Raw genomic sequence first — 23,435 nt, 5'->3', positions numbered from 1 at the left:
TTTTCGGCACGTCACCTCATCCCGGTATTGGAGATCGGTCCATATGAAGACTCTCAGCCTCCTGACCGCGGTCAGCATCGCAGCGCTCATCGCCGTCCCGTCGGCCGCCTCGGCCCAGCAGAAAACGCTCTATGTCGCCGGTTACGGCGGCTCGTTCGAGAAGACCATCCGCGATGAGGTGATCCCGGCCTTCGAGAAGGAGAATGGCGTCAAGGTCGAGTACGTCGCCGGCAACTCCACCGACACGCTGGCCAAGCTCCAGGCGCAGAAGGGCAACCAGCAGATCGACGTCGCCATCGTCGACGACGGCCCGATGTACCAGGCGATCCAGCTCGGCTTCTGCGGCAAGCTCGAAGGCTTGCCGGCCGCCGATCTCTACGACACCGCCCGCTTCAAGGACGATCGCGCCGTTGCGATCGGCATCGTCGCGACCGGTCTGATGTACAACACCAAGGTGTTCGCCGAGAAAGGCTGGGCGCCGCCGACCTCCTGGAACGATCTCAAGGACACGAAATACGCAAAACAGCTCGTGATCCCGCCGATCAACAACACCTACGGCCTCGAAGCGCTGGTGATGCTGTCGAAGATGAACGGCGGCGGCGAGACCAACGTCGATTCCGGCTTCAAGATCTTCAAGGAGCAGATCAATCCGAACGTGCTCGCCTACGAGCCGTCGCCGGGCAAGATGACCGAGCTGTTCCAGTCCGGCCAGGCCGTGATCGCGGTGTGGGGCACCGGCCGCGTGCAGAGCTTCGCCAACACCGGCTTCCCCGTCGACTTCGTCTATCCGAAGGAAGGCGCGGCGACGCTGCTGACGACGGCGTGTCCGATCACCAAGCCGAATGCCTCGCCGCTGGCCTCAAACTTCGTCAAGATGCTGCTCGACCCAAAAATCCAGCTCGTGATGCTGAAGGACTACGGCTACGGCCCGGTGCTGAAATCACTGGTGGTACCGCCGGAGCTCGGCAAGATGGCGCCGATCGGCGAGCGCGCGGCAAAGCTCTATAATCCGGACTGGACTGTGATCAACGAGAAGCGCGAGGAGTGGACCAAGCGCTGGAATCGCGAGGTCGAGCGTTGATCTGATCGTTGCGGAGACAGCGCATGGCCTATCTCGAGCTCGATCGGGTCGCAAAGCAGTTCGGCGCGCAGACTGTGGTCGACGACTTCAGTCTGTCGGTGGGGAAGGGGGAGTTCATCTCCTTCCTCGGCCCGTCCGGCTGCGGCAAAACCACGACCCTGCAGATGATCGCGGGCTTCCTCGATCCCACACGCGGCGCAATCCGCTTGGAGGGCAAGGACCTGACCGCGATCCATCCCGCGAAGCGCGGGCTCGGCATCGTGTTCCAGAGCTACGCGCTGTTTCCGCACATGACGGCGGCGGAGAACGTCGCGTTCGGCCTCGAGATGCGCAACGTGCCGCGCGCCGAAAGAGCCGAGCGCGTCCGCGCCGCGCTCGCGATGGTCGGGCTTGCCGGCTACGAGGACCGCCATCCGCGCCGCATGTCCGGCGGTCAGCAGCAGCGCGTGGCGCTGGCGCGCGCGCTGGTGATCAAGCCGAGCGTGCTCTTGCTCGACGAGCCGCTGTCGAATCTCGACGCCAAACTGCGCGAGGAGATGCAGATCGAGCTGCGCCAGATCCAGCGCACCATCGGCACCACGACGATCCTTGTTACCCACGACCAGAACGAGGCGATGTCGCTGTCCGACCGCATCGTGGTGATGAGCCAGGGCCGCATCGAGCAGATCGGCTCGCCGCAGGAGACTTATGAGAAGCCGGCCTCGGCCTTCGTCTCGCAGTTCCTCGGCAAGACCAACGATTTTGCGGCGACGATCGATCGGACCGCGACGCCGGTACGGCTGGTGGCTGGCTCCTGGAACGCGCCGGCGCCGGCCGGGCTCAGCGGCCCTGTCACTGTCAGCATTCGCCCTGAACGGATCGGATTTGGCGATACGGGGCTCGGCGCAAAGATCGTCACGCGCATCTTCCAGGGCAATCACTGGCTGTTCCAGTGCGACAGCGAATGCGGCCCGGCGATCGTGATCCGCCAGAATGACGGGACGGCGCCGCCGGCCGAGGGCGAGGCCGTTCACCTCGCCTGGCGTCCCGAAGACATGAGCGTGCGCGCGAGGGCCGGCGCATGAGCACGGCCGCGGACGAGCGCAACGCGCGTGCGCCATGGGCGCTGACCGCGCCCGCCTTGATGCTGTTCGTCGGCGTGCTGCTGATTCCGCTGGCGATGACGGTGATGCTGTCGTTCCACGACTGGGGCCAGTACAAGGGCATCGAGCCGGTCTTCATCCTGAAGAACTGGCACGAGATCGCGACCGATCCCTATTACGCAGAAATGTTCTGGCGGACGTTTCGCATCGCGATCCTGACGACGCTGCTCACCGCTTTGCTCGGCGCACCCGAAGCCTACATCCTCAACCGCATGAGCGGGCGCTGGAAGAGTCTTTTTCTGCTCGTCATCCTCGGGCCGCTCTTGATCTCCGTGGTGGCGCGGACGCTCGGCTGGGCGCTGCTGTTCGGCGGCAACAACGGCCTCGTCAACAAGCTGCTGATGTCGCTCGGAGTGATCCGCTCGCCCATTCCCTTCATGTTCACCGAGACAGGGATGGTGGTTGCGCTCGCCCATGTGATGATGCCGTTCATGGTGCTGTCGGTGTGGGCCGCGCTCCAGCGGCTCAATCCGCAGATCGAGAACGCCGCAATGTCGCTCGGCGCGGGGCCCGTGACCATCATCCGCCGCATCATCATGCCGCAGATAATGCCGGGCGTGCTGTCGGGGGCGATCATCGTGTTTTCGCTCTCGGCCAGTGCCTTCGCGACGCCGGCGATCATCGGTGGCCGTCGGCTCAAGGTCGCGGCGACGCTGGCCTATGACGAATTCCTCAACACGCTGAACTGGCCGCTCGGTGCAGCGGTCGCAACGCTGCTGCTGGTCGCGCTGGTGCTGATCGTCGTCGGAAGCAACGCGCTGATCGAGCGCCGCTACGCGGAGGTGTTCCGATGAGCCGGAACGGCCCGCTCGCGCTGATCTTCCACACCATCTTCGTCGTCGTCATGGTCGCGCCGATCCTCGTGGTCTGCCTCGTTGCTTTCACGCCGGAAGGCTTTCTGTCGCTGCCGACCAACGGCTTTTCGCTGCGCTGGTTCAGGGCGATCGCCAACTATCCCGAGTTCATCCATGCCTTCTGGGTGAGCCTGGGGCTCGGTGCGCTCTCATCCTTCGTGGCGCTGCTGTTCGCGGTGCCGGCAGCGCTGGCGATCGCGCGTTATCGCTTCCGCGGCCGCGATGCGCTCGCGGCGCTGTTCCTGTCGCCGCTGATGATCCCGCATGTCGTGCTCGGCATCGCCTTCCTGCGCTTCTTCACCTCGGCCGGCCTCGGCGGCAGCTTTGCCGCGCTGATCATCGCGCATGTCATCATCGTGTTTCCGTTCGCGCTGCGGCTGACGCTGGCGGCGGCGACCGGCATGGACCTCTCGGTCGAGATGGCGGCAGTCTCGCTCGGCGCCAACGGCTGGACCCTGTTTCGCCGCGTGACGCTGCCGCTGATCCTGCCCGGCGTCATCAGCGGTTGGGCGCTCGCCTTCATCCAGTCCTTCGACGATCTCACCATGACCGTCTTCCTCGCGGCACCCGGCACCGAGACGTTGCCGGTGCGCATGTTCCTTTATATCCAGGACAACATCGATCCGCTGGTGACGTCGGTCTCGGCCTGCGTGATCGCGATCACCATGACCGCCCTCATTCTGCTCGACCGCTTCTACGGGCTCGACCGTGTGCTCGCCGGCAAGGGCGATACGGGACGATAGGAGAACTCATGTCTAAAGCGTTTTCGAGCGAAGTGGACGCCGGTTCGCGTGAAGAAAACGCGTCAAAGCAAAAATCTGATTATGACGTCGCCGTCGTCGGCGGCGGATTGCTCGGCTCCGCGATTGCCTGGGGCCTCGGCCGGCTAGGCAAGAGCGTGGCCGTTCTCGACGAAGGCGATATCACCAAGCGCGCCTCGCGCGCGAACTTTGCGCTGGTCTGGGTTCAGAGCAAAGGGCTCGGCATGCCGGCCTATACTGTCTGGACCGTGCAGGCGTCACAAGCGTGGAGCCAGCTTGCTTCCGAACTCAAGCAACAGACCGGCCTGGATGTCTCGCTTCAACAGAACGGTGGCTTCCATCTGACGCTTGGCGATGACGAGTTCGGCCAGCGCGCCGAGCTGGTCAAGCGCATGCACAACCAGACCGGTGCCGCCGATTACAAGATGGAGATGCTCTCCGCCTCCGAGGTGAAGAAGTCGCTGCCGCTGATCGGGCCGGAAGTGTCCGGCGGCAGCTATTGTCCGCTCGACGGCCACGTCAATTCGCTGCGGACCTTCCGCGCCTTCCACACCGGCTTCAAGGCATTCGGCATCGAATATTTTCCGGAGCGCCCGGTCTCGGCGATCGGCAAGAGCGGTGGCGAATTCCGCCTGACGACGCCGAAGGGCGAGCTGCGCGCCGCCAAGATCGTGCTCGCGGCCGGCAATGCCAACCAGACGCTGGCGCCGATGGTCGGCCTCCACGCGCCGATGGGCCCGACCCGCGGCCAGATCGTGGTGACCGAGCGCACCATGCCGTTCCTGCCGCATCCCCTCACCACGATCCGCCAGACCGACGAGGGCACGGTGATGATCGGCGACAGCAAGGAGGACGAGCTCGACGATCGCGCCCTGAAGCATTCCGTCAGTGCCGTGATGGCCGATCGCGCGCAAAGGATGTTTCCGCATCTGTCGCGGCTCAACGTCGTCAGGAGCTGGGCCGGCATCCGCGTCATGCCGCAGGACGGCTTTCCGATCTACGACCAGTCGGAGACGCATCCCGGCGCCTTCGTCGCCTGCTGTCATTCCGGCGTGACGCTCGCCTCCAACCACGCCTTCGAGATCGCGCGCATGGTCGCAGCTGGCGCGCTCGAGCCGGAGCTGGTTGGCGCGTTCTCGGCCAGCCGTTTCGGCGCCGCCGGTGCTGCGAACAACAGCGGCTATTAGAGATATCTAAAGGAGCCAAGAGGCATCCCATGTTTAGACGATCCGAACAGGACAAGCGACCGCAGGTCCAGATCTTCGTGGATGGCACGGCCATCGCGGCGCGCCAGGGCGACACTGTCTCCGCCGCGCTTCTGGCCTCCGGCTGCGATGCGCGCCGTTCCACCGCAGTGAGCGGCGCGCCGCGTCTGCCCTATTGCATGATGGGCGTGTGCTTCGACTGCCTCGTCACCATCGACGGCGTCGGCAACCGCCAGGGCTGCCTCGTGCCCGTCGCCGAGGGCATGCAGATCGAGATTCAGAAGGGCAAGCGGGAGATCGGAAAATGACTGTAGCTCCCAAGCGCGAAGCCTATGACGTCGTGGTGATCGGCGCCGGGCCCGCCGGTCTCGCGGCCGCTGCGACGTCCGCCGAAGCCGGCCTGTCGACTCTGTTGCTCGACGAGAACATCGGCCCCGGCGGCCAGGTGTTTCGTGCCATCTCGTCCACGCCCGTGACCGACCGCGACCAGCTTGGCGCCGACTATTGGGTCGGTGCCGACCTCGTTCAGTCGCTCCGCGCGAGCAGCGCTGAGATTATCCATCGCGCCACCGTCTGGAGTCTCGACCGCAATCTCGAGATCGCCGTCTCGATCGGCGGTGCGTCCGCTTTCCTCAAGGCGCAGCGCTTGATCCTTGCGACCGGCGCGCTGGAACGGCCGTTTCCGATTCCCGGCTGGACCTTGCCGGGCGTGATGACCGCGGGCGCCGCGCAGACGATGCTGAAATCATCGGCCCTGGTGCCGGACGGACGCACGGTGATCGCGGGGCAGGGGCCGTTGCTCTGGCTGCTCGCCGCGCAGATCCTTCGGCTTGGCGGCCGCATCGATCGCATCCTCGACACCACCGAGCGCAGCAACTACTTCGCCGCGCTGCCGCATGCCTTCGCCTTCTTGACCTCGCCCTATTTCACCAAGGGCCTGTCGATGATGCGCGAAGTGAAGGCCAAGGTGCAGGTCGTCTCCAGCGTCACCGAGCTCTCAGCATCCGGTGATGGCCAACTCGAGAGCGTGAGCTATGTCGCCGGCGGCAAGCGTGAGACGATTCCGGCGGATCTGTTGCTGCTGCATCAGGGCGTCGTGCCCAACGTCAATCTGGCGATGGCCGCCGGTATCGAGCATCGCTGGGATGATCTGCAATTGTGCTGGTCGCCAATGTTAGACGCGAGCGGCAATTCATCGGTCGCTGGCATCGCGATCGCTGGTGACGGCGCCGGCATCGGTGGTGCCAATGCGGCTGTGGTCCGTGGCCGCATCGCGGCGCGCGCGGCGGTGGAGGCATTGGCGCCTGCGGTTGCCACAAAACTTGCGCCGATGGCGTCGCTCCGCGCCGATCTCGCCAAGGCCGAGCGCGGCCGCGTCTTCCTCGACACGCTGTTCCGCCCCGCGCCGCAGTTCCGCATTCCCACGGGCGACACTATCGTCTGCCGCTGCGAGGAAGTCACCGCGAAGGACGTTCTCGATGCCGTTGCCATCGGCGCGACCGGCCCGAACCAGCTCAAGGCCTATCGCCGCACCGGCATGGGCCCGTGCCAGGGCCGGCTCTGCGGCCTCACCGTCACCGAGCTGATGGCGCAGGCGCGGGGCAAGACGGCACAGGAGATCGGCTATTACCGGCTGCGCGCACCGGTCAAGCCGATCACGCTCGCCGAGCTCGCCGCCGTTCCGAAGAGCGAGGCCGACGTCAAGGCGGTGGTGCGCGGATGACCCAAAAGGTGGATGCGATCGTCGTCGGCGGCGGCATCCACGGATGCTCGACCGCGCTGCATCTGTGCCTCGCCGGCATGAAGCCGGTGCTGATCGAGAAAGACTACGCCGGCCGCCATGCATCCGGCGTCAATGCCGGCGGCGTCCGCCAGCTCGCGCGGCACGTGCCCGAAATCCCGCTCTCGATCCGCTCGATGGGGATCTGGGAGAAGATCACCGATCTCCTCGACGACGATTGCAGCTTTGAGAGTTACGGTCAGGTTCTCGTCGCGGAGAACGAGGAGGAGCTCGCGGTCTGCCGCGCGCGTGTCGCTGAGCTGAACGCGCTCGGCTTCACCCATGAAGAGCTGATCGACGCGACTGAATTGCGGCGGCTGGTGCCGGCCGTGGCTGAAACTTGCCCCGGCGGGGTCGTCTCGCGCCGCGATGGCGCCGCCAATCCGGCGCAGACGACGACGGCGTTCCGGCGCAAGGCCGAGCAGCTCGGCGCGACCGTGCGCGAGGGCGTGGCTGCCAGCAACATCCGTCAGAGCGGCGGCCTCTGGCACGTCGATGTCGGCACTGAAACCTTTGCCGCGCCGGTGCTCGTCAATGCCGCCGGCGCCTGGGCCGGAAACATCGCCGCCGCACTCGGCGAGCCCGTTCCGGTCGAGACCGTGGCGCCGATGCTGATGATCACCTCGCGCGTGCCGCACTTCATCGACCCCGTCGTGATCCTGCGCGGGCGAAAACTGTCCTTCAAGCAGTTCTCCAACGGCACCGTGCTGATCGGCGGCGGCCATCTGGCGACGCCCTATCAGGATCGCAACGAGACGGTGCTGGACTGGAAGAGCCTCGCGATCAGCGCGCGCACCGTGTTCGAGCTGTTCCCGGTGATGCGCAGCGCGACGATCGTCCGCGCCTGGGCTGGCATCGAGGCGAAGATGAAGGACGATATCCCCGTGTTCGGACCAAGCAGCCGCCACAAGGGCCTCTATCACCAGTTCGGCTTCTCGCTGCATGGCTTCCAGCTCGGCCCCGGCGCCGGCGCCGTGATGGCCGAGCTGATTGTCAATGGCGGCACCCAGACCCGAATCGGCGATCTCGGCATCGACCGCTTCCATCCTTCCACGCTCTAAGAAGAGGACATCATGAGCATCACCCGCAGCATCCGCACGCCCATCATGCACCGCGCCGTCGAGGCCAACGGCTTCGTCTTCGTCGGCGGCACCATCGCCGACGACACCTCGGTCTCGATGGGCGATCAGACCCGCAACATCCTCGGCAAGATCGCCGGCTATCTGAAGGAAGCCGGCACCGACAAGTCGCGCGTCGTCAGCACCTCGATCTTCGTCACGGATCTTTCCAAGAAGAAGGAGATGGACGCGGCCTGGACCGAGTTCTTCGGCGACAACCTGCCGACGCGCGCCACGGTCGGCGTCGCCGATCTCGGCGGCGGTGCGCTGATCGAGGTGGTGGTCACTGCGCTCAAGGGCTGATTGCGCTCTTCTCACGGGCCCGTGAAGAGAGCCGTCGATCCGAACATGACGAAGATGTAATGGTCTGGATTAGCTGCGGCGCTTTGACGCGCCGCAGTTTCCGTTTATCAGTAGGGCACTCGGCTGGAATGCCCAATGTCCTCGCAGAATAATAACAACAAGCTCGCGATCAAATTTCGCTGCCCCGGAGAACTCGAAGGCCTGCTGCCGCAGCCGGTGCCGGCGAATGTCGGCGTTCCCGACTGGCTCAAGGCGATGCCGACCACGGCCTTCAGTGCCCTCAATCAGCAGGATGACGAGACGGTCAAGCGCTGCCCGCCGTTCATCGACGCGATGACATGCGGTTTCCTGATCCCGCTAATCTGCGATATCAGGGTTGAGGATGGCGAGATCAGCTGGGACAACGACATCCCGCCCGGCGGTGAGATTGATTTTCCGCGCTCGCCGATCAGCTTTCACGATCAGGGCCAGCTCACCGGCTCGCCGCTGTTCGAGGCCGATCGCTTCGTCATCAAGTTTCACAATCTCTGGACCATCGAGGCGCCGGAAGGCTATTCGCTGTTCTTCACCCATCCGGTCAATCGGTTCGACCTGCCGTTCATCACGCTGAGCGGCCTCGTCGATTGCGATCGCTATCGCGACAGCTGGATCCACTTTCCGGCGCATTGGCACAATACGGGCTTTCGCGGCGTGCTGCCCAAGGGCACACCGATCGCGCAATGCATTCCGGTCAAGCGTGAGGATTGGACGCGGCAGACCTCGGCGTTCACCGAGGATGAAGCGCAGAAGGTCCACGCCCTGCGCGCCGCGCTGAAGCGCGAGCCGGGTCTGTACCGGCGGAAATTCAGGGCGTAGCCCGCTCGGGCCTGGCTCCCAGGAATTTCGCCGCGGCGCTCGGGCGGAAGAAGAAGCGGCCGTGCGACGAGGCGGCGAGTGTGAGGGCGGCGCGGCTGAGCATCTGCGGCCGTCCGCCATACACGGACCGCAGCGCCGCCTCGCCGCCATCGCGTTCGCCCATCTCCATCAGGCAGATCGCGAGATTGGCGCGGGAGAGAGCGTCGTCCGGGCGAAGCCCGAGCGCGTGACGGTAGGTGTCGGCGGCCTCCGCATAGGCGCCGTCGAGAAGCTCGGCCCAGGCAAGTTCGGTCAGGATATCGGTGCGTCCCGGCCCGATCGCGCGCGCCGCGGTCAGCACGGTACGCGCTTTGGCGCGATTGTTATTCCGGACATGCATGCGGCCAAGGTCGAGTTGCAGATCGACGCTGGCCGGGGCGAGCGCGAGGGCTTGCTCGATCATCCCGACCGCCTCGCCAACCTCGCCGGCGTTCGCAAGCTGGCCCGCCAGCTCCTGGAACGCGGGCAGATAGGGCGGACGGCGCGCTGTGGTTCGCCGCAGTTGCGCCAGTCCATCGCTTCTGCGCCGCGCGGCACACAGCACATGGCCGAGCAGCGTCTCGATTTCGGGATCGCTATTGCGCTTCGCGGCTTTCTCCAGCGGCGCAATCGCCTCCTCCGCACGCTCCTGGCCGAGCAGGGCATGGGCGAGGATCAGCACGGCATTCCGGTCGGTGCGATTTGATTTCAGGGCTTCGGTCGCAAGCTGCCTTGCAATGTCGAACTGCTTTGCACGTAGCGCCAGAAAGGCTTGCTGAAGCAGTTGGGCGAGGGGGCTATTCGGCTTGCCGCTCAAGAGATGGCCTCTTGGTTGAGACACGTTGTTTTTTGCCCCTTACCGCATGCCCCATGCAGCGTCCATCAACAGCTTCGTGATGCTTTGCTGATTGGCCCGGACGCGTCGCGCGGAATGCGCCTTGATCTCGGCGCCCGGCGGGATTATTAGCGAGGCATCAATCAGGAGTTTCGCATCCATGGATTTCACCCCGACCGCAACGCCCATCCGCCTTGCTCACGGGGAATTCCATGCCTGCATCGATCATTCTGTCGAACCTCTCGCTGTCCACGCCTGACGGCCGTCCTCTCCTTTCCGACCTCAACCTGACATTTGGTGCCGAACGGGCTGGTCTCGTCGGCCGCAACGGCGTCGGCAAGACAACGCTGCTTGCTGCGATCACCGGAGAGCACATTCCCCAAGCGGGACGCGTTCGCGTGAGCGGAACCGTGGGAATGCTCCGCCAGGACGTCCAGCTTCCTGCGGGCGCCGCGGTGATCGATCTGTTCGGCGCGCGCGCAGCGCTGGAGCTGCTTCGCCGTGCCGAGCGGGGCGATGCATTCGCCGACGAAGTCACCGACGTCGACTGGACGCTCGAAGCGCGGCTTGCGTCCGCGCTCGCGCGTGTCGGGTTCGATCCTGATACCGACACGGAGCTGGATCGTTTGTCGGGCGGGCAGATCACGCGGATCCGTCTGGCCGCGCTGGTCTTCGCCGAGCCGGACTTCCTGCTGCTCGATGAGCCCACCAACAATCTCGATCGTGATGGACGTAAGTCAGTGGTCGACCTGCTCGCAGGCTGGCGGGGCGGGGCGATCGTCGTCAGTCACGACCGCGACCTGCTCGAGACCATGGATGCCATCGTCGAGATGACATCGCTCGGGGCAAGACGGTACGGCGGCAATTGGAGCAGTTACCGCGAGCAGAAGGCCATCGAGCTCGCTGCCGTCAGGCACGACCTTGCGCATGCCGAGAAGCATCTCGCCGAGATCGACGGCAAGGCGCAGGAGGCAGCGGAACGCAAGGCGCGCAAGGACAGCGGCGGCAGGAAGAAGCGCGCCAAGGGCGACATGCCGCGCATTCTCGCCGGTGCACGCAAGGACCGCAGCGAGGATAGCGGCGGAAAGACCGCGCAGATCGCCGAGCGGCGGCGCGCGGAGGCGATCGAGGCCGTCGGCGCGGCGCGCCGGCGCGTCGAGATTCGCCAGCCGCTGTCGGTCAAGCTGCCCCCGACCGGCCTGCCGGCGGGCAGGGAGGTGGTATGGCTCGATCGCGTCAACGCCGGCTATCAGCCGGAGCAGCCGGTCCTGCGCGATCTCTCACTCACGCTCGTCGGCCCGGAGCGCGTCGGGGTCGTCGGGCCGAATGGTTCCGGCAAGACAACGTTGCTCAAGCTCGTCACAGGCGAGTTGCGCCCGTTTGCGGGCACCGTGCGGGTCAGGCCGGACTTCGCGCTGTTCGACCAGAAGGTCAGCCTGCTCGATCCCGCGATCTCCATCCTGGACAATTTCGGGCGTCTCAATCCGAAAGCGAGCGCGAACGAGTGCCATGCTGCCCTGGCCCGGTTCGCGTTTCGCGCCGATGCCGCCTCGCAGATCGTGGGGAGCCTGAGTGGCGGACAGCTGTTTCGTGCGGGCCTCGCCTGCGTTCTAGGCGGGTCGACGCCGCCGTCCCTGCTCATCCTGGACGAGCCAACCAATCACCTCGACATCGACTCGATCGAAGCCGTCGAGGCAGGCTTGAGGGCCTATGACGGCGCGCTGCTCGTGGTCAGTCACGACGAGGCGTTCCTGCAGGCGATCGAGATCGCGCGCAGGGTCGAGCTGGTCGCCAACGCGACTCTCTGAGGCTCTACCGGCTGCGTGGCGCGGCCTACGAGGCCGCGCTGCCGCCCGGTTCCAGCGCCTCGCCCATCTCCAGCGGATGAGCCATGGTCTCGTGCAGAGCCTCGCGATCGAGCTCGCCTTCGGAGATGCTGATGACGACGCAGGCGATACCGTTGCCGATCAGGTTGGTCAGCGCGCGGCACTCGCTCATGAACTTGTCGATCCCGACCAGGATCGCGATCGACTGGATCGGGATGTCGGGAACGATCGAGAGCGTCGCGGCAAGCGTGATGAACCCGGCGCCGGTCACGCCCGAGGCGCCCTTCGAGGTGATCATGGCGATGCCGAGAATGCCGAGTTCCTGCCAGATCGTCAGATGGGTGTTGGTCGCCTGCGCCAGGAACAGCGTCGCCAGCGTCATGTAGATGTTGGTGCCGTCGAGGTTGAAGCTGTAGCCGGTCGGAATGACGAGGCCGACCACCGAGCGCGAGGCGCCGAGATGCTCCATCTTCTGGATCATCTGCGGCAGCACCGTTTCCGACGAGGAGGTGCCGAGCACGATCAAGAGTTCGTCCTTGATGTAGGCGATGAAGCGCAGGATCGAGAAGCCGGAGAGCCGCGCGATCGAGCCCAGCACGATCAACACGAACAGGATGCTGGTGAGATAGAACGTGCCGATCAGGGCCGCGAGGTTGAGCAGCGAGCCGAGGCCGTAGGCGCCGACGGTGAACGCCATCGCGCCGAACGCGCCGATCGGCGCCACGCGCACGATGATGCGGATGATGCCGAAGAACATTTTCGCGGCCTTGTCGATCGCCTCCACGATCGGCTCGCCGGCCTTGCCGAGGAAGGCGATGGCGAAGCCCGACAGGATCGAGATCAGCAGCACCTGAAGCAGGTCGCCACGCGCGATCGCGCCCACATAGCTGTCGGGAATGATCGCCATCAGATGGGCGACGATGCCCTCTTCCTTGGCCTTGGTGACGTAGGTCGCGACCGACTTCGGATCGATCGTGGCGGGATCGATGTTGAAGCCGTGCCCGGGCTGGAGAATCTCGCCGACCAGCAGGCCGATGGCGAGCGCGACGGTCGAGACCGTCTCGAAATAGATCAGCGACTTCAGCCCGACCCGGCCGACGCGCTTGAGGTCGCCCATCGAGGAAATGCCGTGCACCACGGTGCAGAAGATCACAGGCGCGATCATCATCTTGATCAGCGCGATGAAGCCGTCGCCGAGCGGCTTCAGCTCCTTGCCGAGATCAGGATAGAAATAGCCGATGAGCACCCCGAGTGCGATCGCGATCAGGACCTGGATGTAGAGGATCTTGTACCAGGGTTGATGCCGGCGATGGACGGCTGGCTGGATCGCGACTTGTGTCATAGTGTGTGCCCCGGAACGCATTGATTTTGATTCTGCAAGATCTGGATTTTGCAAGCTTTGAATCTTGCATGACTCGCATCATGTGATGGTCGCCGCAGAAGCGACAATCACATTTTTGTCGGATCGCACGAAGATCAGTCGCTGCACCGCAACGGGGGGAATATGACAACCACGATGGGCTCGGACGAGCAGCCGCAAAGTTATTTTCCGCGCTGGAAATTCAAGGCCTCGGGCGTGATCATGCCGGAGGAGCGGCTGTCATGGGGCCAGACCGTCGTCTCCGGTCTCCAGCATTGCGTCGCGATGTCGGGCTCGACGATCATCGCGCCGCTGCTGATGGGGTTCGATCCCAATGTTGCGGTCCTGTTCTCCGGCATCGGCACGCTGATCTTCTTCGTCATCGTCGCGGGGCGCGTGCCGAGCTATCTCGGCTCGAGCTTTGCGTTCATCGCCGTCGTCATCGCCGCCACCGGCTATGCCGGGCAGGGGCCGAATCCAAATCTCTCCGTCGCGCTCGGCGGCATCGTTGGCGCCGGCGTGCTCTACGGCGTGATCGCGCTGATCGTGATGTGGTCGGGCGTTGGCTGGGTCGAGCGCCTGATGCCGCCGGCCGTCACCGGCGCCGTGGTCGCCGCGATCGGCCTCAATCTCGCGCCCGTGGCGGTCAAGGCGGTGAGCGTCAACGCGTTCGACACCTGGATCGGGCTCGCGACGGTGCTGATCATTGGCGTGGTGGCCGTTGCCGCTCCAGGCCTGTGGCGCCGCCTACCGATCATCCTCGGTGCGATCGGCGGATATCTCCTGTACCTGCTGTTCGCGAACGGCCTCGGCTTCGGCAAGCCGATCGACTTCGCGCAGCTCGCGGCCGCGCCGTGGTTGGGCATGCCAAGCTTTACCACGCCGACCTTCCACGCCGATGCAATCTTTCTGATCGCGCCGGTTGCGGTCATCCTCGTCGCCGAGAACCTCGGTCACATCAAGGCCGTCGGCGCGATGACGGGCCGGAGCCTCGATGGCTATCTCGGCCGCGCGCTGTTCGCCGACAGCCTCGCGACCATCGTGGCGGCCTGCGGCGGCGGCACCGGCGTCACCACCTATGCCGAGAACATCGGCGTCATGGCGGCGACGAAGGTCTATTCGACACTGTTGTTTGCATTCGCGGCCACGGTCTCGATCCTGCTCGGCTTCTCGCCGAAGTTCGGCGCACTGATCCTGTCGATTCCCGGCCCCGTCATCGGCGGCCTCTCGATCGTGCTGTTCGGATTGATCGCCGCGATGGCCGGACGGATCTGGGTCGAGAACAAGGTGGATTTCGCCAATCCTGCGAACCTGATCACCGTCGCCGTGGCGCTGACCGCGGGCGCCGGCGACCTCACGTTCAAATTCGGCGCGTTTACGATCGGCGGGATCGGCACGGCGACCTTCGGCGCCATCATTCTCTACCAGATCCTGACCTCGCCGCTCGCGCGCCGCGCCGGGTGAATCCCTTCGATGCGCAAGCGGGATGGAACAAAACGCCGGTTCCGTCCATGATGAAGCATCCCCGGAGAAAGCTCATGCCGCAGACCGATCGCTCGACCCCGTTTTCCTCCCGCCTCGTCGGCCAATACGCGCTGGTGACCGGTGCCTCGCAAGGCATCGGCCGCGCCATCGCCATTCGGCTCGCGCAGGAGGGCGCGACCGTCGCCATCAACCATGTCGATCACCCCGAGAGGGCCGAGGAGACGCTCGCGCTGGCAAGGACAGGATCGGCTGACCGCGGCCACGGCAAGCTCGACCATGTCGTCGTCAAGGCCGATGTCAGCAATGAGCAGGAGGTCGCCGCGATGTTCGAGACGGTGCTTTCGCGCTGGAAGCGGCTCGACTGCCTCGTCAACAATGCCGGCTTCCAGCGGGAGTCGCCGAGCGAGGCGCTCGACATCGAGACCTACCGCCGCATCATAGACGTCAATCTCAACGGCGCCGTGCTCTGCGCGCAGAAGGCGCTCGTCCATTTCGTCGCGCGCGGCGGAGGCGGCAGCATTATCAATTGCTCCAGCGTCCACCAGATCATTCCGAAGCCCGGCTATCTCGCTTACTCGATCAGCAAGGGCGGCATCGCCAATCTGACACGCACGCTGGCGCTGGAATTCGCCGGCCGCGGCATTCGCGTCAATGCGGTCGGCCCCGGTGCGATCGACACGCCGATCAACGCGGCCTGGACGGGTGATCCCGCCAAGCGCGGCGTCGTCACCAGCCACATTCCGCTGGGACGGGTCGGCACCCCGGAAGAGATCGCCGCCGTGTTCGCCTTCCTCGCCTCGGATGACGCCAGTTACATTACGGGCCAGACCATTTACGCCTGCGGAGGCCTGACGCTGTTCCCCGAGTTTCGCGAGAACTGGGCGAGCTAGAAACGTGGATTCACGACCGAAACCACGAACTCATCATCCCATGCCGAACGCTTCAAAAATCTGCTGCGAGCAGGTCGTAGGAGCCCCGGCTGCCGCGGACATACTTCCTGGCCGCAGCCGCACATATCAAGTCGCGGTTGGAATCGAACGCGATCAGAAATCCCGATTCGCTGGAACGGGTGCCCGGTTGAATCCGCTTCAATGCGTCTTCGTCGATGAAGAACGAGGCCTCGATGGCGCTGTCGTGTCCCCAGAACCGCACGGCATGCCGCGTCCGATCATACGAGCGGCTGTGATTTGGAAAGTCGATCATGGTTCAGGCCGATCAGGTTGCAGGTGCCGCGCGCCGGCCTTTTCGCCGTTTGAGTCGGAGCTCGCCGGGTGGCCGACGCTCGACCCGCGTACGTCAGGAACACGGACGTTCCGTCCAGACGAAGACGCGCCGGTTGCGCCTCTCTCAAATGAAGATTTGGCAACAGGGCAGCAATCCGATTCAATGCCGATCGCGACAAATAGTTTCTTGATAAGCCTCGCTATTCGGCGAAGGGATCACTACATACAGTTTATCACCGCGCGCCCCTCGGCTGTCATCGGTGACTGAGAGCATTGCGCTCCCGCCAGAACCAACAGGCGGTCAGTATGTCGGATTCCCCTAGATTCAGCCTTCGCGAGTGGCTCGTACCTCCGGTCTTGCTACCGGTTTTCTTCGTGGTGTTGATCGCCGCAGCGATGCTCATACAATGGTAGCCGGTCTTGGCGTGCCTTCGCCATCGGCTCAAGCAAGCAGCTCGTCAGAATCGATCCCGGCCTCTTTGGCTTGCGAGTTGAGCGCCAGGGCGATCAACGCCCTCGACCTTGCCCGCAAGATGCCGTCGGGAGACAAGCGCACGGTGGCAATGCGCCGGGCAGCGATTCTCGGAAATGCCGCTGAAATCCTCACGTATTTCTCGGCGGCGAAGGATCGCTGTTGAAGGAGCCCGCATGTTTAAATTTCTGCAGTATCGTGCAAAAGCGGCCGCGTATGGCGAACTGGCGAGGAATTCGCCCGGCAAAGCCGATACGCGCAAATTCGAACAACTGCAGGATAGCCACACATCGCGCGCGGACAACGAGCAGATGCTCGCGGACCAATACGTGGATGCAGTCAATGCCGGGGGGACGGAGCGACTGCGCGGCGCAGCCCTCGCGGCGGAGGAAGAGCGCGTTTTGCGCTGTCTCGGTGCGGCCGTCATCATGCAATGGAATTCATTGCCGACGACGCTCCAGCGGGAGATCTTCGATACCGCCGGATCGGTTGGGACATTGCTGGATACGGCGGCGCTCCGTGGGCAGATTGCCCGGTTTCTTCACAAGCATAGGCACGACGCCGATCCCGCCAAGATCTGACATGTTCAGGGGCTGAGCGAGAGGCGCGGTTCGCGAAGCATATGGACGCAAACAACAGGAGGATCCAGATGGCACTGACAAAATTCCGTATCGATGAACAGCCGCATGCCATGGACGGTCTGCGGCTTCTTGCCCAGGAAGGCACGAGAGAAGTCGAGGCGTTCGTCAGTCGCAAGGTGATGGACGTTTGGGCCGAATCGATCGAGCACAGTGGCGGACGTCAGAGTTTGTTCCGGAAGCAATACAGCGCGCTTGGGAAACGGAACTTTGCCGCGCTTGAGCGCATCGTGAGCGCCAAATACCAGCGGGGCACCGCGTTCAACCGTCAGCATCCGTTTGTCGAGGTGTTGTTCTCGGACATCGCGGAAAGCGGGGAGACCTTGAATCTCAGCGAACTGGTGCGCGAGCCGTTGCCGCCGGCATTTCACCGGCGCGCCTGATCCGATTGGAACGCCGCCCGGTAGCGGCCACTGGTTTGCCAATGTGCCCCGTCACAGAGGTAAGCGGCGCGGAGGCTCTGGCCGACCGGCTCGGGCTGACGCAGGCCAAACGCTGATCGCCGGCTTCGAGCTGCCGGCGCGGGAGTGATCTGGCAAAACGACACGGCGTGAACTACATCTGCGCCATGGCAATCCCTCCGCAGGCGAACCGTTCGCTCGAAGATTTCGTCGGCCGGCACGAACGTCTGTTCGTGCTGACCGGCGCCGGCTGCAGCACCAATTCGGGCATTCCCGATTACCGCGACAGCCACGGCAATTGGAAGCGGACCCAGCCGGTCAATTTCCAGGCCTTCATGTCGGAAGAGCCTACGCGCCAGCGCTATTGGGCGCGCAGCCTGATCGGCTGGCGGCGGTTCGGCCAGGCGAGGCCGAACGATGCGCATCATGCGCTGGCCCGGCTCGAGGCGAGCGGGCGCTGCGAGATGCTGCTGACCCAGAACGTCGACCGGCTGCATCAGTCCGCCGGCCACCGGCAGGTGATCGATTTGCATGGCCGACTCGATCTGGTCCGCTGCATGGGCTGCGGGGCGAAGACCCCGCGCAACGAATTCCAGGACAGGCTCGGCCGTGCCAATGCGGAATGGCTGACGCTCGACGCCGCCGATGCGCCTGATGGTGACGCCGATCTCGAGCATGCGGATTTCTCGTCGTTCAAGGTGCCCGCCTGCGAAGCCTGCGGCGGCATCCTCAAGCCCGACGTCGTGTTCTTCGGCGAGAACGTTCCGCGCGACGTGGTCGCCACCGCGCAGGATCATCTGGCGCAGGCCGACGCCATGCTGATCGTCGGCTCCTCGCTGATGGTCTATTCCGGATTCCGCTTCGTGCAGTCTGCCGCGAACCGGCAGATCCCGATCGCCGCGGTTAATCTCGGACGCACCCGCGCCGACGATCTCCTCACGCTCAAGGTCGAGGAGCGCTGCGAGGCGGCGCTTGCATTCCTGCTCTGAGCGCGTGGGCCGCACCCTTCTACCGCATAGGTGCCACGCAAAACGGCTCGGACGCTTCACCCCGGGCGTTGTCGCTGGTATGAAAATTGCTGCGGTTTTCGCGCAGTTTGTCGATCAGCACGGAGAATTTGGAATGCTTGAGGGAGCCGAGGTGCGGCTTGCCGTTGATATCGGTGGCACGTTCACCGATATCGTGCTGGACGTGGGGCAGGATCGCAAGACGCGCAAGGTGCTGACGACGCCGCAGCGGCCGGAGCAGGCGGTGCTGGATGGCATGCGTCTCATTCTCACTGACGCGCGCGCGCATATGAGCGACATCGACGTCTTCATTCATGGCACGACGCTCGCGACCAATGCGATCATCGAGCGCCGAGGCGCCAAGACCGCGCTGATTGCGACCGACGGCTTTCGCGACGTGCTCGATATCGGCACCGAGAGCCGCTATGACCAGTACGATCTCAGCATCGACAAGCCGAGGCCGCTGGCGCCGCGGTCTCTCCGCTTCACCGTGCCGGAGCGGATCGACGCGCACGGCGCCGTTCGCCTCCCGCTGGACGAAGCGGCGGTCCGTGCACTCGCGCCAAAATTGCGCGCGCTGAACGTCGAGAGCGTCGCAATCGCCTTCCTGCACTCCTACGCCAATCCCGAGCACGAGCGCCGCACCGCCGCGATCCTCAGCGAGGAGATGCCCGGCATCTCCGTGACCGTGTCCTCTGCGGTGTGTCCGGAAATCCGCGAATACGAGCGCACCTCCACCGCGGTCGCCAATGCCTATGTGCAACCCCTGATCGACGGCTATCTCGCCCGCATGGCGGATGCCTTGCAGGTCGAGCAGTTCCGCGGCGCGATCTATCTCGTCACCTCCGGCGGCGGCGTCACCTCGATCGAGACGGCGCGGCGCTTTCCGGTGCGGCTCGTCGAGTCCGGTCCCGCCGGCGGCGCGATCTTCGCGGCGCAGATCGCAGCGCGGCTCGGCGAGAGCAAGGTTCTGTCCTTCGACATGGGCGGCACGACCGCAAAAATCTGCCTGATCGAAAAATACCAGCCTGAGACCTCGCGCGTGTTCGAGGTCGATCGCGCGGCGCGCTTCCTGAAGGGCTCCGGCCTGCCGGTGCGCATCCCCGTGATCGAGATGGTCGAGATCGGCGCCGGCGGCGGCTCGATCGCGCATGTCGATGCGATGAAGCGTGTCACTGTCGGCCCCGAGAGCGCCTCGTCGGAGCCGGGACCTGCCTGCTACGGCCGCGGCGGCCAGCGTCCGGCCGTGACGGATGCGGACGTAGCCCTCGGTATGATCGATCCTGATGCCTTTGCGGGCGGCACGATCAAGCTCAACCCGGAGCTTTCAAAGGAGGCGCTGTTGCGCGCCGTCGGTGAGCCGCTGGGGCTGTCGGCGGAAACCGCGGCTTATGCCGTGCACGAGGTCGTCTGCGAGAACATGGCGAGTGCGGCGCGGGTGCATGCGGTCGAGCGCGGCGAGATTGTCGGCCAGCACACGCTGATCGCCTTCGGTGGTGCCGCGCCGCTGCATGCGGCGCGCGTCGCCGAGAAGATCGGCGTCTCGCGGGTTATCGTGCCCTCGAATGCCGGCGTCGGCTCGGCCGTCGGCTTCCTGGCTGCTCCCATTGCCTACGAGCTGGTGCGCAGCCGCCATGTCCGCCTCGATGATTTCGACACCGAGGGGGTCTCGGAGCTGCTCCAGGAGATGGTGACTGAAGCGCGCGCGCTGGTGGAGCCGGGCGCGGCCGGTGCGCCAGTGCGCGAACGCCGTGCAGCCTTCATGCGCTATGTCGGCCAGGGCCACGAGATCTCGGTCGAGCTGCCGAACCGGCGGCTGACATCGGCCGATCTCGCCGGCCTGCGCCAGAAGTTCGAGGCGGACTATTCGGCGATGTTCGAGCGGCCGATCCCGGGCGCCGCGATCGAGGTCCTGAGCTGGTCGGTGCTCGCGACCACCGATGCGCACAATCCTTCTGTCGTCGCTTCCGTCGCGCGCAAGCCCGCCGGCAAGGCCTCGGGCAGCCGCAAATTCTTCGACGGACGCGCGGGGGAAGTGATCGAGATCCCGCTCTATCGCCGCGAGGACATGGCACCGGGTGCGACCATTGCGGGTCCCGCCGTGATCGCCGAGGACGAGACGTCCACCTTCGTCTCCAACAGTTTTGACGCGCATATCGACGGTGCCGGCAGCATCGTCATGGAACGAAAGGCGGCCTGATCATGAGCAAGGCAAATGGCGCGAGCCTGATCGACCTTCAAATCATGTGGCATCGGCTGATTGCCGTGGTCGAGGAGCAGGCGCAGGTGCTGCTCCGCACCGCCTTCAGCCCGATCGTGCGCGAATGCGGCGACCTCTCCGCCGGCGTGTTCGACCTCAGGGGACGGATGCTGGCGCAGGCCGTGACCGGCACGCCCGGCCACGTCAACTCGATGGCGGAATCGGTCAAGCACTTCATCGCGCATTTCCCGATCGAGACGATGAAGGAAGGCGACGCCTACATCACCAACGATCCCTGGATGGGCACAGGTCACCTCAACGACTTCGTCGTCACCACGCCCTGCTTCAAGGACGGCAAGCCGGTCGCGCTGTTTTCCTGCACCAGCCACCTCATGGACATCGGCGGCATCGGGTTCGGCCCTGACGCCACCGACGTGTTCATGGAGGGGCTCTACATCCCCATGCTCAAGCTGATCGACCAGGGCGTCGTCAACGAGACGCTGATGGCGATGATCCGCACCAACACGCGGCTGCCGATCGACACCGAGGGCGACACCTATTCGCTGGCCGGCTGCAACGACGTCAGCTGCGAACGCCTGGTCGAAATGATGACCGAGTTCGAGATCGACACGCTCGACGAGCTCGGCGACTACATCTGCGATCGCTCGCGCGAGGCCGTGCTGGCCGAGATCGCAAAACTGCCGAAGGGCAGCTGGCACAACACCATGGTCGTCGACGGCTACGATGCGCCGGTGACGCTCGCGGCGACGCTGACGATCTCCGAGACGGGCATCCATGTCGATTTCGACGGCACCTCGGCCGCTTCGAAATTCGGCATCAACGTGCCGCTGTCCTACACCACGGCCTACACCGTGTTCGGCCTCGGCTGCGTCGTCGCCTCGCAGATCCCGAACAACGCCGGCTCGCTCTCGCCGCTGACCGTGTCGGCTCCCGCGGGCGCGATCCTGAACGCACCGAAGCCCGCGCCCGTGGCGTCGCGTCACATCGTCGGACAGATGCTGCCGGACGTGGTGTTCGGCTGCCTGCGCCAGATCATTCCCGAGCGCGTACCCGCGGAAGGTACCTCGTGCCTGTGGAATCTCAACGTGCGCGGCCAGACCCGCTCAGGTGCCGGCGGCAATTACGGGTTCTCGATGGCGGTAACTTCGAATGGCGGTACCGGCGCGCGATTTGCGAAGGACGGGCTGTCGGCCACCGCCTATCCCAGCGGCGTGCGCGGCACGCCGGTCGAGATCGCGGAGACGCAAACGCCGCTGATCTTCTGGCGCAAGGAGCTGCGTCCGGATTCCGGCGGCGCCGGGCGCACCCGCGGCGGCCTCGGCCAGATCATCGAGGTCGGCAGCGGCATCGATGCGCCCTTCGACATCCTCGCTGCATTCGATCGCATCGATCATCCGCCGCGCGGCCGCGACGGCGGTCGGAACGGCGAGGCCGGCTATGTCGGATTGAAGTCCGGCCAGAAGATGCGTGGCAAGGGCTTTCAGACCATTCCACCGGATGACCGGCTGCTGGTGATGACCCCGGGCGGCGCCGGTATCGGCGACCCCAAGGAGCGCGATCGTGCAGCGATCAAGGATGACGTTGAGAGCGGTCTCGTGTCGGCTGACAACGCTGTTGCCGTTTATGGGTAGTTAACGCTCCGGCAACGACTGCGGCGATTACCCGCCGCAGTCGTTCGGCGCCGGCTTCCCGGCAAAGCGGTCGGTCATCCAGTTCACCGCGGCCATGGTGCTCGCCTGTGCGGCGCGGCCGTGTCCGATGTTGGGAAGGGTGAGCATTTTCACGGGGCTGCCCGTCTTGCACAGCCGGCCCATATAGGCGCGCGTCACCGCGGGCCGGATGATCTGGTCGACGGTCCCCTGCGCGAGGAACACAGGCACGCCGGCGGGCAAGGTACCGGCGCTGTTCCTCTCCAGCAGCGAGCGCCAAGGCTCGCGCTTGGTCGGATCCGGCACAGTCAGAAAATATTGCTGGAGCGGCCGCTCGGTCCGCTGCCGGATGAAGATATCGAAGGGACCTTCGATGCATTCGCGCGCCAGTCGGTCGATCACCGGAAGTGCGCGCGGATCGACGACACCGTCGAGCGCGGCGTCGTAGACGCGATGCCATGACCACAGCGTCATCGCTGTGATGTTCTTGCCGCCGACTGAGTTGATGTCGTCGCTCATCAGCGTGGCGAGATCCGTCGCGGGCGCCGCAGCGGCAACGCCGAGCAGATGGAGATCGGGCGCATAGGTCGGCGCCAGCTGCCCGGCAAACAGCACAGCCTGTCCGCCCTGCGAGTGTCCCCACAAGGCAAAATTCTTGACCCCGCCGGCGCCCGGCAGATCGCGCGCGACGCGCACGATGTCGAGCACGGCGCGGCCCTCGCTCTCGCCGACGAGATAAGGATGCGGACCCGGCGTGCCGAGTCCGGGATAGTCGGTCGCCGCGACGATGTAGCCACGCGCCACCATCGAGCGCAGTCCCTGGATCTGCTGGAACAGGAAGATCGCGAGCGACGGCGCGCAGCGCGGCACAATGCCTGACGTTGGATGCGCCCAGGCCACGATCGGGCGGCCGCCGAGCGGCGGTGGGCCCCGTGGCACGATGACGACGCCGGAGACGAGAATGGGTTCACCTTTCAATCCGGTCGATCGGTAGAGCACGCGGTAGCTCGAGGCGCCGAGCGGCGCGCCATCCATCGGCTCCTGTCGCACCAGGCTGCCGGGCGGGCCATCCGCGAGCGATGCCGGCGCGTCGTAGAAGGGCGATTGCGAGCGTGCCGCTACCAACCCGGTGAACATGACGAGTGCGGCCATCGCCGCGCGGCCGAATGGGCTCAGCATCTGCAAGCCGGTCCTGCGCATG

At 65.1% G+C, this 23,435-nt stretch carries 24 protein-coding genes; 19 read left to right on the top strand and 5 right to left on the bottom strand.

What is annotated here, in order from left to right; translation table 11 throughout:
- Positions 1-43 precede the first annotated feature (43 nt).
- The 10 genes from AB7535_RS31125 to AB7535_RS31080 all read left to right on the top strand — a co-directional run bounded on the left by AB7535_RS31125 (position 44) and on the right by AB7535_RS31080 (position 9,099).
- Positions 44-1,081, top strand: coding sequence for an ABC transporter substrate-binding protein (locus AB7535_RS31125; RefSeq protein ID WP_063981054.1), 1,038 nt, complete (start codon positions 44-46; stop codon positions 1,079-1,081).
- Between the two features lie 23 nt (positions 1,082-1,104).
- Positions 1,105-2,145: an ABC transporter ATP-binding protein gene (locus AB7535_RS31120; RefSeq protein WP_231143542.1), complete on the top strand. Its 1,041-nt coding sequence runs from the start codon at positions 1,105-1,107 to the stop codon at positions 2,143-2,145.
- Positions 2,142-3,017 (top strand): ABC transporter permease, encoded by an 876-nt coding sequence (locus AB7535_RS31115; RefSeq protein WP_231143541.1) that lies wholly within the window; start codon positions 2,142-2,144, stop codon positions 3,015-3,017. Before AB7535_RS31120 ends, AB7535_RS31115 begins: the two co-directional genes overlap by 4 nt.
- Entirely contained in the window at positions 3,014-3,820 is an 807-nt protein-coding gene (locus tag AB7535_RS31110; RefSeq protein WP_166344510.1) for an ABC transporter permease, read from the top strand. Before AB7535_RS31115 ends, AB7535_RS31110 begins: the two co-directional genes overlap by 4 nt.
- 8 nt (positions 3,821-3,828) lie before the next feature.
- Positions 3,829-5,025 (top strand): NAD(P)/FAD-dependent oxidoreductase, encoded by a 1,197-nt coding sequence (locus AB7535_RS31105; RefSeq protein ID WP_439037447.1) that lies wholly within the window; start codon positions 3,829-3,831, stop codon positions 5,023-5,025.
- Positions 5,026-5,054: 29 nt separating this feature from the next.
- Complete coding sequence (locus AB7535_RS31100) at positions 5,055-5,351, top strand: (2Fe-2S)-binding protein (RefSeq protein ID WP_063981059.1); 297 nt, start codon at positions 5,055-5,057, stop codon at positions 5,349-5,351.
- The gene (locus AB7535_RS31095) at positions 5,348-6,766 is read left to right on the top strand and encodes an NAD(P)/FAD-dependent oxidoreductase (protein WP_231143539.1); all 1,419 of its coding nucleotides are present in this window, start codon (positions 5,348-5,350) and stop codon (positions 6,764-6,766) included. The genes AB7535_RS31100 and AB7535_RS31095 overlap by 4 nt, the downstream gene beginning before the upstream one ends.
- Entirely contained in the window at positions 6,763-7,884 is a 1,122-nt protein-coding gene (locus tag AB7535_RS31090; protein WP_231143538.1) for an NAD(P)/FAD-dependent oxidoreductase, read from the top strand. Before AB7535_RS31095 ends, AB7535_RS31090 begins: the two co-directional genes overlap by 4 nt.
- A gap of 12 nt (positions 7,885-7,896) precedes the next feature.
- On the top strand, positions 7,897-8,244 hold the full coding sequence (locus AB7535_RS31085; RefSeq protein WP_085401813.1) for a RidA family protein: 348 nt from the start codon (positions 7,897-7,899) through the stop codon (positions 8,242-8,244).
- A 135-nt stretch (positions 8,245-8,379) separates the two neighbouring features.
- A complete protein-coding gene (locus AB7535_RS31080) occupies positions 8,380-9,099 on the top strand; it encodes a hypothetical protein (RefSeq protein ID WP_231143537.1) in 720 nt (239 codons plus the stop codon).
- Here AB7535_RS31080 and AB7535_RS31075 read toward each other — a convergent pair.
- On the bottom strand, positions 9,089-9,934 hold the full coding sequence (locus AB7535_RS31075) for a tetratricopeptide repeat protein (protein ID WP_084794962.1): 846 nt from the start codon (positions 9,932-9,934) through the stop codon (positions 9,089-9,091). The two genes, AB7535_RS31080 and AB7535_RS31075, sit on opposite strands and share 11 nt — an antisense overlap.
- A 39-nt stretch (positions 9,935-9,973) precedes the next feature.
- On the bottom strand, positions 9,974-10,141 hold the full coding sequence (locus AB7535_RS31070) for a hypothetical protein (protein ID WP_231143536.1): 168 nt from the start codon (positions 10,139-10,141) through the stop codon (positions 9,974-9,976).
- 23 nt (positions 10,142-10,164) lie between these two features.
- On the opposite strand from AB7535_RS31070, the gene AB7535_RS31065 reads away from it, so the two are divergent.
- Positions 10,165-11,760 (top strand): ABC-F family ATP-binding cassette domain-containing protein, encoded by a 1,596-nt coding sequence (locus tag AB7535_RS31065; RefSeq protein ID WP_231143535.1) that lies wholly within the window; start codon positions 10,165-10,167, stop codon positions 11,758-11,760.
- 25 nt (positions 11,761-11,785) lie between these two features.
- Here the strand turns inward: AB7535_RS31065 and AB7535_RS31060 are convergent, their stop codons facing one another.
- Positions 11,786-13,120 carry a dicarboxylate/amino acid:cation symporter gene (locus AB7535_RS31060; RefSeq protein WP_231143534.1) on the bottom strand — a complete coding sequence of 445 codons (1,335 nt, stop codon included), beginning with the start codon at positions 13,118-13,120 and terminating at the stop codon, positions 11,786-11,788.
- A gap of 162 nt (positions 13,121-13,282) precedes the next feature.
- Here AB7535_RS31060 and AB7535_RS31055 point away from each other — a divergent pair, with 162 nt between their 5' ends.
- Positions 13,283-14,602 (top strand): solute carrier family 23 protein, encoded by a 1,320-nt coding sequence (locus AB7535_RS31055; RefSeq protein WP_231143533.1) that lies wholly within the window; start codon positions 13,283-13,285, stop codon positions 14,600-14,602.
- A 74-nt stretch (positions 14,603-14,676) separates the two neighbouring features.
- Positions 14,677-15,513 (top strand): SDR family oxidoreductase, encoded by an 837-nt coding sequence (locus tag AB7535_RS31050; protein WP_231143532.1) that lies wholly within the window; start codon positions 14,677-14,679, stop codon positions 15,511-15,513.
- A gap of 52 nt (positions 15,514-15,565) precedes the next feature.
- Here AB7535_RS31050 and AB7535_RS31045 read toward each other — a convergent pair whose 3' ends face one another.
- A complete protein-coding gene (locus AB7535_RS31045) occupies positions 15,566-15,826 on the bottom strand; it encodes a DUF1488 domain-containing protein (protein WP_063981067.1) in 261 nt (86 codons plus the stop codon).
- 427 nt (positions 15,827-16,253) lie between these two features.
- Here AB7535_RS31045 and AB7535_RS31040 point away from each other — a divergent pair, with 427 nt between their 5' ends.
- From AB7535_RS31040 to AB7535_RS31015, 6 genes are all read left to right on the top strand, one after another.
- On the top strand, positions 16,254-16,484 hold the full coding sequence (locus AB7535_RS31040) for a hypothetical protein (RefSeq protein WP_084794963.1): 231 nt from the start codon (positions 16,254-16,256) through the stop codon (positions 16,482-16,484).
- Positions 16,485-16,494: 10 nt separating this feature from the next.
- On the top strand, positions 16,495-16,899 hold the full coding sequence (locus tag AB7535_RS31035) for a hypothetical protein (RefSeq protein ID WP_063981068.1): 405 nt from the start codon (positions 16,495-16,497) through the stop codon (positions 16,897-16,899).
- 68 nt (positions 16,900-16,967) lie between these two features.
- The gene (locus tag AB7535_RS31030; RefSeq protein ID WP_187387922.1) at positions 16,968-17,339 is read left to right on the top strand and encodes a signal transduction histidine kinase; all 372 of its coding nucleotides are present in this window, start codon (positions 16,968-16,970) and stop codon (positions 17,337-17,339) included.
- Positions 17,340-17,524: 185 nt separating this feature from the next.
- Positions 17,525-18,346 (top strand): NAD-dependent protein deacetylase, encoded by an 822-nt coding sequence (locus tag AB7535_RS31025; RefSeq protein ID WP_354113115.1) that lies wholly within the window; start codon positions 17,525-17,527, stop codon positions 18,344-18,346.
- Between the two features lie 133 nt (positions 18,347-18,479).
- Entirely contained in the window at positions 18,480-20,564 is a 2,085-nt protein-coding gene (locus tag AB7535_RS31020; RefSeq protein WP_231143531.1) for a hydantoinase/oxoprolinase family protein, read from the top strand.
- Between the two features lie 2 nt (positions 20,565-20,566).
- Entirely contained in the window at positions 20,567-22,216 is a 1,650-nt protein-coding gene (locus AB7535_RS31015; protein ID WP_231143530.1) for a hydantoinase B/oxoprolinase family protein, read from the top strand.
- Between the two features lie 27 nt (positions 22,217-22,243).
- On the opposite strand, the gene AB7535_RS31010 is transcribed toward AB7535_RS31015, so the two are convergent.
- The gene (locus AB7535_RS31010; RefSeq protein ID WP_231143529.1) at positions 22,244-23,434 is read right to left on the bottom strand and encodes a lipase family protein; all 1,191 of its coding nucleotides are present in this window, start codon (positions 23,432-23,434) and stop codon (positions 22,244-22,246) included.
- Between the last annotated feature and the right edge of the window lies 1 nt (position 23,435).

The sequence above is a fragment of the Bradyrhizobium sp. 956_D2_N1_4 genome, assembly GCF_052076025.1.
GTDB lineage: Bacteria > Pseudomonadota > Alphaproteobacteria > Rhizobiales > Xanthobacteraceae > Bradyrhizobium > Bradyrhizobium barranii.
Note: the sequence above shows the minus strand (reverse complement) of the source record. Positions and strands in the feature narration are given on the sequence as shown.

Coding starts and splice junctions, on each gene's coding strand:
- AB7535_RS31125 (WP_063981054.1), top strand. CDS start 44: ATGAAGACTCTCAGCCTCCTGACCGCGGTCAGCATCGCAGCGCTCATC.
- AB7535_RS31120 (WP_231143542.1), top strand. CDS start 1,105: ATGGCCTATCTCGAGCTCGATCGGGTCGCAAAGCAGTTCGGCGCGCAG.
- AB7535_RS31115 (WP_231143541.1), top strand. CDS start 2,142: ATGAGCACGGCCGCGGACGAGCGCAACGCGCGTGCGCCATGGGCGCTG.
- AB7535_RS31110 (WP_166344510.1), top strand. CDS start 3,014: ATGAGCCGGAACGGCCCGCTCGCGCTGATCTTCCACACCATCTTCGTC.
- AB7535_RS31105 (WP_439037447.1), top strand. CDS start 3,829: ATGTCTAAAGCGTTTTCGAGCGAAGTGGACGCCGGTTCGCGTGAAGAA.
- AB7535_RS31100 (WP_063981059.1), top strand. CDS start 5,055: ATGTTTAGACGATCCGAACAGGACAAGCGACCGCAGGTCCAGATCTTC.
- AB7535_RS31095 (WP_231143539.1), top strand. CDS start 5,348: ATGACTGTAGCTCCCAAGCGCGAAGCCTATGACGTCGTGGTGATCGGC.
- AB7535_RS31090 (WP_231143538.1), top strand. CDS start 6,763: ATGACCCAAAAGGTGGATGCGATCGTCGTCGGCGGCGGCATCCACGGA.
- AB7535_RS31085 (WP_085401813.1), top strand. CDS start 7,897: ATGAGCATCACCCGCAGCATCCGCACGCCCATCATGCACCGCGCCGTC.
- AB7535_RS31080 (WP_231143537.1), top strand. CDS start 8,380: ATGTCCTCGCAGAATAATAACAACAAGCTCGCGATCAAATTTCGCTGC.
- AB7535_RS31070 (WP_231143536.1), bottom strand. CDS start 10,141: ATGGGCGTTGCGGTCGGGGTGAAATCCATGGATGCGAAACTCCTGATT.
- AB7535_RS31065 (WP_231143535.1), top strand. CDS start 10,165: ATGCCTGCATCGATCATTCTGTCGAACCTCTCGCTGTCCACGCCTGAC.
- AB7535_RS31060 (WP_231143534.1), bottom strand. CDS start 13,120: ATGACACAAGTCGCGATCCAGCCAGCCGTCCATCGCCGGCATCAACCC.
- AB7535_RS31055 (WP_231143533.1), top strand. CDS start 13,283: ATGACAACCACGATGGGCTCGGACGAGCAGCCGCAAAGTTATTTTCCG.
- AB7535_RS31050 (WP_231143532.1), top strand. CDS start 14,677: ATGCCGCAGACCGATCGCTCGACCCCGTTTTCCTCCCGCCTCGTCGGC.
- AB7535_RS31045 (WP_063981067.1), bottom strand. CDS start 15,826: ATGATCGACTTTCCAAATCACAGCCGCTCGTATGATCGGACGCGGCAT.
- AB7535_RS31040 (WP_084794963.1), top strand. CDS start 16,254: ATGGTAGCCGGTCTTGGCGTGCCTTCGCCATCGGCTCAAGCAAGCAGC.
- AB7535_RS31035 (WP_063981068.1), top strand. CDS start 16,495: ATGTTTAAATTTCTGCAGTATCGTGCAAAAGCGGCCGCGTATGGCGAA.
- AB7535_RS31030 (WP_187387922.1), top strand. CDS start 16,968: ATGGCACTGACAAAATTCCGTATCGATGAACAGCCGCATGCCATGGAC.
- AB7535_RS31025 (WP_354113115.1), top strand. CDS start 17,525: ATGGCAATCCCTCCGCAGGCGAACCGTTCGCTCGAAGATTTCGTCGGC.
- AB7535_RS31020 (WP_231143531.1), top strand. CDS start 18,480: ATGCTTGAGGGAGCCGAGGTGCGGCTTGCCGTTGATATCGGTGGCACG.
- AB7535_RS31015 (WP_231143530.1), top strand. CDS start 20,567: ATGAGCAAGGCAAATGGCGCGAGCCTGATCGACCTTCAAATCATGTGG.
- AB7535_RS31010 (WP_231143529.1), bottom strand. CDS start 23,434: ATGCGCAGGACCGGCTTGCAGATGCTGAGCCCATTCGGCCGCGCGGCG.